The sequence below is a fragment of the Breznakia pachnodae genome, assembly GCF_030814225.1.
Taxonomy (GTDB): domain Bacteria; phylum Bacillota_I; class Bacilli_A; order Erysipelotrichales; family Erysipelotrichaceae; genus Breznakia; species Breznakia pachnodae.
This window is the reverse complement of the sequence record NZ_JAUSUR010000006.1, coordinates 1-12,373: the sequence shown is the minus strand read 5'-3', so window position 1 is coordinate 12,373 and position 12,373 is coordinate 1. Positions and strand designations below refer to the sequence as shown.

At 34.0% G+C, this 12,373-nt stretch carries 14 protein-coding genes and 1 other annotated feature; of the genes, 13 read left to right on the top strand and 1 reads right to left on the bottom strand.

Annotated elements, in window-relative coordinates:
* Positions 1-30 precede the first annotated feature (30 nt).
* The 12 genes from J2S15_RS14700 (at position 31) to J2S15_RS14645 (ending at position 10,203) form a co-directional block, all read left to right on the top strand.
* Positions 31-942, top strand: coding sequence for a nucleotidyltransferase family protein (locus J2S15_RS14700; RefSeq protein ID WP_307409646.1), 912 nt, complete (start codon positions 31-33; stop codon positions 940-942).
* 165 nt (positions 943-1,107) lie between these two features.
* Positions 1,108-1,629: a YceD family protein gene (locus J2S15_RS14695; protein WP_307410091.1), complete on the top strand. Its 522-nt coding sequence runs from the start codon at positions 1,108-1,110 to the stop codon at positions 1,627-1,629.
* Between the two features lie 11 nt (positions 1,630-1,640).
* Positions 1,641-1,808, top strand: a complete 168-nt coding sequence (gene rpmF / locus J2S15_RS14690; protein WP_307409643.1) for a 50S ribosomal protein L32 — start codon at positions 1,641-1,643, stop codon at positions 1,806-1,808.
* A gap of 66 nt (positions 1,809-1,874) precedes the next feature.
* Entirely contained in the window at positions 1,875-2,216 is a 342-nt protein-coding gene (locus J2S15_RS14685; RefSeq protein ID WP_307409641.1) for a DUF6054 family protein, read from the top strand.
* Between the two features lie 164 nt (positions 2,217-2,380).
* Positions 2,381-2,836 (top strand): division/cell wall cluster transcriptional repressor MraZ, encoded by a 456-nt coding sequence (gene mraZ, locus J2S15_RS14680; protein WP_307409639.1) that lies wholly within the window; start codon positions 2,381-2,383, stop codon positions 2,834-2,836.
* On the top strand, positions 2,836-3,768 hold the full coding sequence (gene rsmH / locus J2S15_RS14675) for a 16S rRNA (cytosine(1402)-N(4))-methyltransferase RsmH (RefSeq protein WP_307409637.1): 933 nt from the start codon (positions 2,836-2,838) through the stop codon (positions 3,766-3,768). The genes mraZ and rsmH overlap by 1 nt, the downstream gene beginning before the upstream one ends.
* Positions 3,769-3,774: 6 nt before the next feature.
* Positions 3,775-4,074, top strand: a complete 300-nt coding sequence (locus J2S15_RS14670) for a cell division protein FtsL (RefSeq protein ID WP_307409634.1) — start codon at positions 3,775-3,777, stop codon at positions 4,072-4,074.
* Positions 4,075-4,083: 9 nt separating this feature from the next.
* Positions 4,084-6,312: a penicillin-binding protein gene (locus J2S15_RS14665; protein WP_307409632.1), complete on the top strand. Its 2,229-nt coding sequence runs from the start codon at positions 4,084-4,086 to the stop codon at positions 6,310-6,312.
* 44 nt (positions 6,313-6,356) lie between these two features.
* Positions 6,357-7,319, top strand: a complete 963-nt coding sequence (gene mraY / locus J2S15_RS14660) for a phospho-N-acetylmuramoyl-pentapeptide-transferase (RefSeq protein ID WP_307409630.1) — start codon at positions 6,357-6,359, stop codon at positions 7,317-7,319.
* 1 nt (position 7,320) lies between these two features.
* On the top strand, positions 7,321-8,634 hold the full coding sequence (gene murD, locus J2S15_RS14655; RefSeq protein WP_307409629.1) for a UDP-N-acetylmuramoyl-L-alanine--D-glutamate ligase: 1,314 nt from the start codon (positions 7,321-7,323) through the stop codon (positions 8,632-8,634).
* Position 8,635: 1 nt separating this feature from the next.
* Positions 8,636-9,439 carry an undecaprenyl-diphosphate phosphatase gene (locus tag J2S15_RS14650; protein ID WP_307409627.1) on the top strand — a complete coding sequence of 268 codons (804 nt, stop codon included), beginning with the start codon at positions 8,636-8,638 and terminating at the stop codon, positions 9,437-9,439.
* A 56-nt stretch (positions 9,440-9,495) separates the two neighbouring features.
* A complete protein-coding gene (locus J2S15_RS14645; protein WP_307409625.1) occupies positions 9,496-10,203 on the top strand; it encodes a DNA/RNA nuclease SfsA in 708 nt (235 codons plus the stop codon).
* 21 nt (positions 10,204-10,224) lie between these two features.
* Here the strand turns inward: J2S15_RS14645 and trpS are convergent, their stop codons facing one another.
* Positions 10,225-11,214 (bottom strand): tryptophan--tRNA ligase, encoded by a 990-nt coding sequence (gene trpS, locus J2S15_RS14640; RefSeq protein ID WP_307409623.1) that lies wholly within the window; start codon positions 11,212-11,214, stop codon positions 10,225-10,227.
* A 52-nt stretch (positions 11,215-11,266) separates the two neighbouring features.
* Positions 11,267-11,465 (bottom strand) — a binding site (T-box leader).
* Positions 11,466-11,673: 208 nt separating this feature from the next.
* Between trpS and J2S15_RS14635 the strand changes: the two genes are divergently transcribed.
* Positions 11,674-12,120, top strand: coding sequence for a Spx/MgsR family RNA polymerase-binding regulatory protein (locus J2S15_RS14635; RefSeq protein WP_307409621.1), 447 nt, complete (start codon positions 11,674-11,676; stop codon positions 12,118-12,120).
* The last annotated feature ends 253 nt before the right edge of the window (positions 12,121-12,373 follow it).

Sequence of the window (12,373 nt, the reverse complement as noted above, 5' to 3'; positions counted from 1 at the left end):
ATGCTAGAATAGTACAAGAGAGGTGTATGTATGAAGAAAACTAGTTTAGTAGTATTGGCTGCAGGTATGGGAAGCCGCTACGGTGGCTTAAAGCAAATTGATAAGATAGGACCGAATGGTGAGATTATTTTAGAACTAAGTGTCTATGATGCAATTAAAGCCGGATTTAATGAAGTAATATTTATTATTAAAAAAGAAATTGAACAAGATTTTAAAGAAGCAATTGGAGACAAAATTAGCAAACAGTTTGAAGTGAAATATGTATTCCAAGACATCGATCGTATTCCAGAAGGATTTTCAGTTCCTGAAGGTAGAGAAAAGCCTTGGGGAACAGGACATGCTTTGTTATGTTGTGAAGATGTTATCGATTCTCCATTCGCAGTAATCAATGCTGATGATTACTATGGTAGAGAAGGATTTGTAAAGTTACATGATTTCTTAGTAAACAGCACAGATGAAAACGAATATGCTATGGTTGGTTACATCTTAGCAAACACAGTAAGTGAAAACGGAAGTGTTGCTCGTGGTGTGTGTACAGTTGAAGATGGGAAACTGACAAACGTAGATGAACTGACACGTATTGAAAAACATTTAAAAGGAATTGAATATAGTAAAGATGAAGGAATGACTTGGTTACCACTTGCTGACAACCGTCTGGTGTCAATGAACATGTGGGGATTCAAACCTAACTTTATTCAATATATGAAAGAAGACTTTGTGAAGTTCTTTGAAACAGAAGTTCCTAAAAACTTAATGAAGTCAGAATTCTTTATTCCAAAAGAAGTTGGAAAGATGTTGCGTGAAAGTAAAATTGAAGTTCAAGTACTACAAAGTGAAGACAAATGGTATGGGGTAACATATCAGGAAGATAAGCCTGTTGTACAAGCTGGAATCAAGAAATTAATTGATGAAGGTAAGTATCCAGTTCCGCTTTGGAAATAGACAGATAAAGGTGTATGAAAGTACACCTTTCTATATGTATGAAAGAAAAATGGAAATAAAATCTCTATGAATAGGAAGAACCTGCTTTTATATCGTGAATTTAATGGATTCTTTATTGACTTTGCAATTCATTTTCAATATAATAAATAGGCAGGCAATGAGGTGATGATCTTGAAATGGTCAAAAAATGAAATACTAAATTTGAAGAAGGATGTAATATCTTTCGATGAAGAACTTACATTTCCAAAAACGGTATTTGAAAAAAATCACCACTTACGTGACCTTAAAAACGTGAACGTCAAAGGTAAGATTCGCTATGAATCAATAAGTGACTTGGTTACTTGTGATTTAGTGATTAGCGGTGATATGATTCTACCCTGTGCAATAACAAACGAAGATGTTGTATATCCGTTTGAAACAGAGACGACAGAATTGTTTGCATTTCGCAAAGTAGATGATCATGAGGATGTTCATGAAGCAAAAGGGGATGTAGTCGAACTTTTGCCGATTATTTTCCAGACAATCATGATGGAGGTTCCATTAAAAGTCGTTAAAGAAGGACTGAAGGAATATCCAAAAGGTGAAGGATGGGAAGTAATAAAAGAAAGTGATTATCAAAGCAGAAAAAAAGATGAAGTAGATCCTCGTTTAGCTAAGCTAAAAGAGTTTAAAATTGATGAAGATTAGAGGAGGTATTTATGGCTGTTCAACAAAGACGTGGTTCAAAGCATAGAAAAGCAAAAAGAAGAACACACTATAAACTAGTAAGACCAACATTAACAAAATGTCCTGCTTGTGGCGAATACGTTCGTCCACACAGAATGTGTGAATGTGGTAATTACAACGGAAAACAAATTACTGAATAAGAAAGCAGCTATAGACGCTGCTTTTTTTATTTGTGGTATGATAATAATAAGAAAAGGAGGATGGTTATGGAGTCAAGAAAATATAATATAAACAGTGCTGATTCAGAATCGTTATTCATTGAATTAAAAAGGTACTTTACTGATAATGCATGGGAGAAGGAAATTATTCATTGCAAGAGCGATACAATGGAAACATTAGTAATTGTGATTGAACGATTCTTTATGCGTAATAACTCTACTGCTTCTGCAACCTATACGATTGTGAAAGAAGGGGAACAGATTTATGTAGTTGTAGTTGCTGGTGGTGCTGGAACAGGGATATTAAATATTTCTTTTGGGGCAGTTAGCGATATTATAAATGATGCTGAACGAACGTTATTAGCACTAGGATTTAAAGAAGTGGATTAACAAATAAATCAAATAATATATTGAAACGAAAAGGCGATTATATCGTCTTTTTTTATTTTCTTAAATTTTTTGCTGAAAACACTAGGCAAACGACTTGATTTTATATATAATAGTGGTAGAAAGTAGTAAAAAGTAGCGAAAAATGGTAGAAAGTGGTGATTTTTATGGCTGAAGTTGCGACATTACGTAATTTCATTGGCGAATATGCGCATAATATCGACAAAAAAGGCCGTATCATTATCCCGGCTCGTTTTCGTGAAGAGTTGGATGAAAAGATTATTGTTGCTAAAGGTCTGGATGGATGTTTAACCGTCTATACAATGGATCAATGGGCAAAACTTTCTGAACAACTTGCACTACTTCCAAATACAAATCGTCAGGCACGTTTGTATCGTAGAAATCTGATGGCGAAAGCCAGTGAATGTGAAATTGATAGTCAGGGTCGTATTTTGATTCCGTCGGTTCTGATTAAAGAAGCATCTTTAATTAAAGAGTGTTGTGTTATCGGTACAGGAAATACCATTGAAATCTGGTCAAAAGAAAAATGGGATGGATATAACGATGAACACAGTGATGACTTTGAAGAAGTTGCTGAATCACTTACAGAGTTCTTACTGTAATGAAGCATTATTCAGTCCTGTTGGAAGAATCAATAGAGTTATTGGATATCAAGCAGAATGGAATCTATGTTGATGGAACTCTAGGTAGAGCAGGTCACAGTAGTGAAATACTAAAAAGAATTCCAGAAGGTCATCTATATGCATTTGATAAAGATCAGCAGGCAATAGATGAATCAACTGAGAAATTAAAAGCAATTGGAGATAACTTCACATTAATCCACAGTGGGTTTGAGGACTTGGATAAAGAACTTGATGCGCGTGGTGTGCAAGAGATAGATGGATTGCTTCTGGATATTGGAGTGTCATCACCACAATTTGATGATGCCGATAGAGGATTCTCTTATCGAAATGAAGCCAGACTGGATATGCGAATGAACAAAGAACAGGAGTTCAGTGCATATGAGTTAGTGAATGAATATCCATTTGAACAATTGTTATATGTAATATCACGTTATGGTGAAGAGAAGTTTGCGAAGCAGATTGCTCGCAAGATTGAAAAATACCGAGAAACAAAACCGATCGAAACAACGATTGAGTTAGTTGAAATTATAAAGAGTGCATTACCTGCAAAGGTACTGAACAAAAAGGGACATCCTGCGAAGAAAACCTTCCAGGCAATACGTATTGAAGTCAACAATGAACTTACTGCGTTAGAGATGGTCCTAGAAGCTGGAATAAGACGATTGTCAGTGGGTGGAAGAGTTAGTGTCATTACCTTCCATTCACTGGAAGATCGTATTGTGAAAGACATATTTAAAAAGTATTCAAGGGCGGAGAAAGTAGATAAAAGAATACCACTTCTGCCTGATCAAATAGAAATGAAAGATTATGAAGAAATAACAAGGAAACCAATATTGGCGGATGAAGAAGAATTGTCAGAGAACAGAAGGTCTCATAGTGCCAAGTTACGAGTATTGAGAAAGGTAAGGTAGCGAAGTATGGTTAAAATAGTTAAGAAAAAAAGAAAATTAAGAATTGAGGGACTTATTTCCCTAATTTTCGTAATATCAATTCTTTGCTATTTTGGTTCAGTTACCATCTTGCGTTCTCAAAACGTTGTGAAACAAACACAATTAGGTGAAATTGAAAACGACATTGAATTACTTGACAGTGATGTTGCAAACTTAACATTAGAAGTAAAACAATTAGATAGTCGCGATCGAATTTTAGAGATTGCTGAAAAACATGGTTTGACAGTAAGACAGGAGCAAATTGTTTCAGTAACAGGTACAGAATAGAGGCATAAGATGAAGAAGCGTATTAATCCAAAGAAGTCAATTAAGACATCTAATAGAATTGGTATAGTAATGGGCATTGCTGTGGCACTTGTTGTAACGAATGTCCTTTTTACTATGGTTACAGGAGTTCACTTTCGAAGTGGGGAAAACATTCTAAGCAGAAAAGCGGGTTCCGGGGAAACTAAACAAACAGTTATAGCGAATAGAGGTTATATCTATGATCGTAATGGTGATATCATTGCACAGGATATTGAGTCCTATGATTTATATGCATATATTAGTGAAGAACGTGTAAACGCAGGGGATACTCCTGTGTATGTAGTTGATGTTGATTCGACTAGTCAACAGTTGGCTGCTATCATTGAAACAGATGAGTCAAAGGTTGCAGACACTGCTGCTGGCATTAAGAAAATATTAGATGATGCGAAAGCTGCAGGTTCTTATCAAACAGAGTTAGGAAAGTATGGAAAGAATTTATCTGTTAATCAAAAAAAGCAAATTGAAGAATTAAATTTACCTGGTTTAGGATTTACAAAATCCACAAATAGAGTTTATCCTTCAGGGACATTTGCATCTCAGTTAATTGGGTATACAAGGTATGATGATGATGGAAATCTTGAAGGAGCATCAGGGTTTGAGGCAACATTCAATGAGGAACTAACTGGTTCAAATGGAGAGATTGTATATCAAACGGACGCAAATGATAATCGCTTGCCTAATACAGAGAAAGTTATTAGTAGCCCAGTGAATGGAAATGATGTATATTTAACACTTGATAAAGATACACAGTTAGCACTGGAAAAAGCTTTGCAGAATACAATGGAAACAAATGATGCTACTAAAGCTTGGGCGGTAGTTATGGATGCAAAGACAGGAGAAATTCTGGCGCAGGCAGGTTATCCAACCTATGATTTGAACACAAAAGAAGGTGAAGGTATGGAGACAAACCAAGCGAATTTACCTAGTTCACATACATTTGAAGTTGGGTCTGTTATGAAAGCGTTTGTTTATGCTGCAGTTATGAACGAGGGTTTATACGATGGATTGGCAGAATTCCAATCAGGAGTTTCTTATATAGGGATTGATGAAAATAATAATCCTATAAGAATCGGTGCGGACGATGGTTCACCATATGCGCCTATCTATGATGCGGAGCAAAGAAATAGAGGGGTTATTACTTATGATGAAGGGTTGATATATTCTACAAACTCTGCAATTATCTCTTTAATTTCTAATGTAATTCCTGTCGATACTGTAATTAGTTATTTGACAGATAAATTCAAATTATTTGATGAAGTTGACATGTATGGTGTAGATGATAATGCAGGTACTTTGAATACAGAGTACCCAATTGATAAAGCGACACTTGGATTTGGGCAAGGTGCATCTATTAATACATATCAATTGATGCAAGCAGCAAGTGCCATTTTTGGTGATGGAACGATGTTGAAACCTTATGTAGTTGAAAAAATTGTTGATCCAAATACTGGGGAAACAGTGTATCAAGGACAAACGGAAGAAGTAGGAGAACCAATTAGTGCAGAAACAGCAAAAGAACTTCAGGGGTTGTTAGAACGTGTTGTTACGGATCCTAATGGTACTGCGCAACATTACAAAATGACAGATGTTACAATGATGGCGAAAACAGGTACAGGTGAGGTATCTACTGATGGTAAGTATGGAAAATACTATACTAACTCGATTCTTGCAGCTGCACCAGCTGATGATCCACAAATCATTATTTATTATGCATTTGAATCTGAACAATATAAAAACTATGATACATCTTACTTTCAAGATGTGGTAAGGGAAGCGCTAAATTCATTGAATCAATATAATGCAGCAAATGAACAAGCAAATAGTAATAATGAAACAACAACCGATTATGCTGAATATGAAATGCCAGCATTAGTGAATCACTCAACTGAGTATGTAAAGCAAAAATTAGAAGGATATAATATAAAAGTTAATTATATTGGAGATGGAAACAGTATTATTTCACAATCTCCTGATGAAAATACAACAATCATTTCTGGACAAAATGTATTCCTATTGACGGATGGTACAAATATCACCATGCCAAATATGAGTGGATGGTCTAGGAAAGATGTTGCTATCTTTGCGAAGTTCGCAGGTATAGAAGTTACCTATAACGGCAGTGGAAAAGTAGAGACCCAGAGCATTGGGGAATCCACCGTATTGGGCAAAGATTCGAAATTAGAAGTTGAATTGAAATAGAATTTAGAGTAGTATTATAACGTTACAAAAAAAGGGGAATTAATATGGATATTACACTCATATTGTCATTTGGTATAAGTTTAGCAATTACACTGGTCGTCATGCCAGTGTTTATACCTTATCTTCATAAAATTAAATTTTCGCAGACAGAGCGTGAAGAAGGTCTTGCTTCTCACCAGAAAAAAACTGGTACACCAACGATGGGTGGAATTGTATTTGTACTGATTCCCGTATTATTATGTTGTATTATGCGTCCTAAGATTTTAACAGATATGAAAATGTTAATTGTTCTTATGGCGTATGTAGGATATGCGTTAATTGGATTTATTGATGATTTTATTATTGTAGTTAAAAAGAAGAATGATGGATTACCAGCAAAAGTAAAATTCTTAATGCAGTCTTTCTTGGCGATTTTATTTTTCTTTATGTATAAAAGTGTTGGTGATACAACACTATGGATTCCAATCATTGATGAATATATTGAACTGGGACCATTATACTTTGTATTAATCTTTATTATGTTTACTGCGGAAAGTAACGCAGTGAACTTAACAGATGGATTGGATGGATTGTGTGCTGGTACAGTTAGTATTGCACTTGTGCCATTTATTGCATTTGCAATCACTGATAATGAAATTGAACTGGCAATGTTATTAATTGCAGTATTAGGATCATTACTTGGTTATCTGCGCTTTAATGTGCATCCAGCTAAAATCTTTATGGGTGACACTGGATCACTTGCTTTAGGTGGGTTATTAGCAGCTGTAGCTTTGGTATTAAAGAAAGAAATCTTACTTGTTATTATTGGTGGATTATTCTTGATTGAAACATTATCAGTAATGATTCAGGTAATATCATTTAAAACAAGAGGAAAAAGAGTATTTAAGATGGCTCCGATTCACCATCACTTCGAAATGAGTGGGATGAAGGAAACAAAAGTAGTCATCATGTTTTATATCATTGGAATATTATTGGCTATCCTTGGGTATGTGATTGGAGTGATGTAAGATGAAATCAGTGCTTGTCATTGGTAGTGCACGTAGTGGAACTGCAGTTAGCAAACTATTACTAAAGAAAGGGTTTGAAGTTTATCTAACAGACTCTGGTATTGTTTCAAATAAAGAAGAACTGGAAACACTTGGGGTTAAAGTATATGATGAAGGACATCCTGATACTTTAAAAGAAATAAACTATGAGTTTGTTGTAAAGAATCCAGGCATTCCATATACAGTTGCTTTTATTGATTATTTTGTGAAACAAGGAAGCAAGATTTATACAGAAATTGAAGTAGCTTCTTGGTACGCAAAAGAATTTCATTATGGAGCGATTACTGGGACGAATGGAAAAACAACAACCGTCTCTATATTATATGCACTATTGAAAAAGCATGGAACTTCTTATGTTGCTGGAAATATTGGGATACCTCTTAGTGAAGTTGTATTGGAACATGAAAAAGAGGATGCAAATATTGCGTTGGAATTAAGTAACTTTCAGTTATTAGGAATGGAATCATTTAAACCAAAGGTTAGTGTAGTAACAAATCTAGCACCAGATCATTTGGATTACATGAAAGATCTTGATGCTTATTATGAATCAAAAATGAAGATTTATAGGAATACAGATCAAGAGGATTATTTTTTAAGAAATATAGATGATGAAGAAATCATGAAATATGCAAAGAATATTCCTTGTAAAATTATTGATTATTCTTTAGAGAAAAAAGCAGATTTATATCTGAAAGATAACCTTGTATATTATAAAGATACATATTTGTTTGATATTAAGACATTAAAATTGGTTGGTAAACACAATATCTCCAATTCGATGGTAGCAGCCTGTATGGCGTATCTGCTTGGAGTTTCTATAGAAGAGATACAAATAGGTCTGCATGAATTTACATCGGTTGAGCATCGATTAGAGTATGTAGGTGAGAAAGATAGAATTCGTTTCTTTAATGATTCCAAAGCAACCAATGCAGAAGCAGTTGTTCCTGCATTAGAATCTTTTGACAAAAACATTATTTTATTAGCTGGAGGATATGATAAGAAGTTATCATTTGATATTCTGAAGCCATATGATAATCGAGTGAAGTGTTGCTTTAGTTTTGGAGAAACTAAAAAAGAATTTAAAAATATCTTTAGTCATGTTGAAGAACTTGATACAATGGAAGAAGCATTTGATAAAGCAGTTCAATTGGCAAAGCCTGGTGATGTAATATTATTATCTCCAGCTTGTGCAAGTTATGATCAGTTTACATCATATGAACAAAGAGGAAAAATCTTTAAAGAATATGTATATTCATATTTAAACGGAGGAAGATAAGATGATTGAAATATTAAAAGTAATCGTACTTGGGATTATTCAGGGTATTACTGAATGGTTACCAATTAGTAGTACAGGACATTTAATTATATTTGAACAAATTCTGTCACTAGGAGATCCAAAGTTTTTCGAAGTATTTAAAGTAGTTATACAGTTTGGTTCGATCCTGGCAGTATGTGTATTATATTTCAAACGATTAAATCCATTCTTATCTACCAAATCAATCAGTAATAAAAAAGAAACATGGAACTTGTGGGGAAAGATCATTATTGGATGTATCCCAGCAGGAATCATTGGAGTGTTATTTGATGATCTTGTAGAAGATGTATTAAGTGGTACCTTAGTTATTGCGATTGCATTAATTGTATATGGGATTGCATTTATTATATTAGAGAATACGAAACGTCGTGTTCGTATTTCAAGATTAGAAGATTTAGATTATAAAACAGCATTAGGAATTGGATGTTTCCAAGTCCTTGCGTTAGTACCAGGAACATCACGTTCGGGTTCTACTATTATTGGAGGAACAATCCTAGGATGTTCACGTACCGTATCAAGTGAATTTTCATTCTTCTTGGCAGTACCAGTAATGGCAGGAGCCAGTTTATTAAAACTGATTAAGTTTGGTTTGAATTTCTCAATGACTCAAGTAATTTGGTTATTAGTTGGAACGTTTGTATCATTTGTTGTTTCAATTATTGCGATTCGTTTCTTATTAAGTTACATTCGCAAACACGATTTCAAGATTTTTGGTTACTACCGTATTATCTTAGGAATTATTATTATCATTACATTATTCATTTAAGTACTGGAGCAATCCAGTATTTTTATTTGCAATGATATTTATGGTAAGATGGATTTATGAAAAATGAAGTAAATGTAATCACTTTTGATAAACCACTAACAGAGGCAATTTTAGTTAAACGTAAAAATCGGTTTATTGTAGAAGTGTTAATCAATAATGAATTGATTGATTGTCATATACCTACTACTGGAAGAGTGGGGAATATAGTGTTGGAAAATCTACCTTGTTTATTATCTGTTTCAGATAATATAAATAGAAAGACAAACTATACAGTAGAAGCCATTGCTATTACTAAGGATAAAACTTGGTTGGGTATTAATCAGAATAGAATGAATGATATTGTTGATATATGTATAAGAAGAAATTTGTTTTCTGAAATGATTACCAAGAATCATATAAAGAGAGAACAGATGTTGGGAGATTCAAGAATTGATTTCTTGATTGATAATACATATTTAGAAGTGAAGATGCCATTGATATCATTAGTGTTATCAGATGAAAAGAGAAACACATTCAATTCAGTCGAGAGATTACTGAAGCAGATGAATCAATTGAGTGAAGTTGCTGGCAAAGGGAAAGGTGCAGTTATCCTTACTTGCTTTATGTATGAGTGTGAAGGGTTTCTCCCTGGAGTATACAGCACAAGAAGGGAAGAAGTACTTCACTCTATAGATAATGCCAAACAAAATGGTGTACAGTTTTGGATTGCTAACTTTAGAATTGATGAAAAAGGTGTTTATTTACTTAACTATAATAAAAAATAGAGAATGCTGTTATAGCATTCTCTATCTGTATAATTCCAGACCTAATTTTCTTTTTACTTTGGTTACTTTCTTTCTTGCTACATAACTAGCTTTCTGAGCACCATCAGTTACTGTTTTTTGAATTAAGTCACTAGCAACGATTTCTTTGTATTTTGCCTGTAAGTCAGTTAAGAAGTTAAACACGGTTTCCCCGACAGCTTTTTTCAAATCGCCATAACCCTTACCATCAAATTCTGCTACTAGTTCTTCAATTGATTTACCAGTAAGTGAACTTTCAATTGTAAGTAAGTTAGCAATGCCAGGTTGGTTTTCTGGGTCAAATTGAATCACACCAACAGAATCCGTCACAGCGGACATAATCTTCTTGCGTGCAACTGCTGGTTCATCTAACAAGTCAATACAACTCTTTGGATTGCCATCAGATTTTGACATCTTCTTTGTAGGGTCTTGTAGTGCCATAATTTTAGCCCCTACTTTTGGTACTACTGGTTCAGGCACTACGAAGGTTTCGCCAAAAGCGTTGTTGAAACGCTGTGCAAGATTACGACACAACTCAACGTGTTGCTTTTGATCCACACCTACAGGAACAACATCTGCATCATATAATAAGATATCAGCAGCCATTAAAGCAGGGTATGTAAATAATCCAGCTGTAATGTTCTTTTCCTGTTTCTGTTGCTTATCCTTATATTGTGTCATTCTGCTTAATTCACCCATATAAGAGTTACATGTCATTACCCAGCCAAGCTCCGCATGTTCGTGTACATCGCTTTGCAAGAATAATGTAACTTTTTCTGGGTCAAGACCACATGCCAGATAAAGGGCAATTAAATCTTTGGTATTCTGTTTTAAATCTTTTGAATTCTGCAATTCTGTAATTGCATGAAGATTTGCAATAAAGATATACATTTCATATTCATCTTGTAATTGTACAAACTGACGAATTGCGCCAATGTAATTTCCTAATGTTAATCTTCCTGTTGGTTTGATTCCACTTAAGCATTTTTTCATATATCGTTCCTCCTAGAAAATAAAAAAGCCCCAACATATATAATATATATAATGTTGGGACGCTTATTAAAACAAACGCGGTACCACCCGACTTACTCAAACTGAGTCACTTCATAATAACGGCATGTACCGGACAATCTTGTCAGCTCCATAATTCCAATTCAATATAGGTTATGTCTGTTTTGCATCCACCAACAGATTTCTGGATTTCATAGTTACTATATTTACTATTATTACTTCTTTGCTTTTATAGTTTATATTATAACGCAAACTTTATAAAAGGCAAAGAGATTAAATGTATATAAGGGAAAGACATTATATATAAGGAATGGAAGGTGTATATTTTATTTGATATATTCCTATATGAAAATATGTAAGGACTTTCTCGTGTTTGTGTGTTTCCTTTATTTGACAAATCATATATAATAGAATCATGCTTTAAGGAAAGCGAGGGGTCTTATGATTATATTATATTCTTCACCTGGTTGTGCTTCTTGTCGTAAAGCCAAACAATGGTTGAAAGACAGGAACTTAGATTTTGTGGAAAAGAATATTTTCTCTACTATATTAAAAGAAGATGAAATTAAGTATTTACTTAGCAGAAGTGAAAATGGTACAGAAGATATTATAAGTACACGGTCAAAACCGTTTAAAGAACTTGGTAAGGATTTAGAGGATATGCCAATTAAAGAAGTAGTGAGTTTCATTCAATCGAACCCTTCGGTTATGAAACGACCTATCATTATTAATAAAGATAACTTCTTAGTAGGGTATGACGATGATGAAATTACAGCATTTGTTCCTAAGGAATTAAGGGAACTTGCAGATAAGTCTTGTAATCCATCATGTCCGAACTATCCAATATGTGGTTCTTTAAGGAAAGAAACAACCGAAAAAACAGCATAAATAAGCGCTTAATTAGGCGCTTTTTTATTTTTTTGAAAAAAAGTGAAAAAATTCGCAAATAACCCTTTTATTATTTTTATGAATGTGATATTATAAATAGGATTTCCACTGGAAGGTTAGTGCTAAGAAACGTCTTAAAAAAGAAAATAAAAAAGATGAAAAAAAGTGTTGACATAAGGTGTAAAGATTTGGTATTATAAACAGGCACGGTTGGAAGACATTGGTCGAAAAACAGTGCAAGGTAGATCTTTGA

What these genes read in the sequence shown, in the direction of transcription:
- J2S15_RS14650 (WP_307409627.1), top strand. Translation starts at nt 8,636, where the DNA reads ATGATTGAAATATTAAAAGTAATCGTACTTGGGATTATTCAGGGTATT.
- J2S15_RS14670 (WP_307409634.1), top strand. Translation starts at nt 3,775, where the DNA reads ATGGTTAAAATAGTTAAGAAAAAAAGAAAATTAAGAATTGAGGGACTT.
- mraY (WP_307409630.1), top strand. Translation starts at nt 6,357, where the DNA reads ATGGATATTACACTCATATTGTCATTTGGTATAAGTTTAGCAATTACA.
- J2S15_RS14645 (WP_307409625.1), top strand. Translation starts at nt 9,496, where the DNA reads ATGAAAAATGAAGTAAATGTAATCACTTTTGATAAACCACTAACAGAG.
- J2S15_RS14695 (WP_307410091.1), top strand. Translation starts at nt 1,108, where the DNA reads ATGATCTTGAAATGGTCAAAAAATGAAATACTAAATTTGAAGAAGGAT.
- murD (WP_307409629.1), top strand. Translation starts at nt 7,321, where the DNA reads ATGAAATCAGTGCTTGTCATTGGTAGTGCACGTAGTGGAACTGCAGTT.
- mraZ (WP_307409639.1), top strand. Translation starts at nt 2,381, where the DNA reads ATGGCTGAAGTTGCGACATTACGTAATTTCATTGGCGAATATGCGCAT.
- J2S15_RS14665 (WP_307409632.1), top strand. Translation starts at nt 4,084, where the DNA reads ATGAAGAAGCGTATTAATCCAAAGAAGTCAATTAAGACATCTAATAGA.
- J2S15_RS14700 (WP_307409646.1), top strand. Translation starts at nt 31, where the DNA reads ATGAAGAAAACTAGTTTAGTAGTATTGGCTGCAGGTATGGGAAGCCGC.
- rpmF (WP_307409643.1), top strand. Translation starts at nt 1,641, where the DNA reads ATGGCTGTTCAACAAAGACGTGGTTCAAAGCATAGAAAAGCAAAAAGA.
- trpS (WP_307409623.1), bottom strand. Translation starts at nt 11,214, where the DNA reads ATGAAAAAATGCTTAAGTGGAATCAAACCAACAGGAAGATTAACATTA.
- J2S15_RS14635 (WP_307409621.1), top strand. Translation starts at nt 11,674, where the DNA reads ATGATTATATTATATTCTTCACCTGGTTGTGCTTCTTGTCGTAAAGCC.
- rsmH (WP_307409637.1), top strand. Translation starts at nt 2,836, where the DNA reads ATGAAGCATTATTCAGTCCTGTTGGAAGAATCAATAGAGTTATTGGAT.
- J2S15_RS14685 (WP_307409641.1), top strand. Translation starts at nt 1,875, where the DNA reads ATGGAGTCAAGAAAATATAATATAAACAGTGCTGATTCAGAATCGTTA.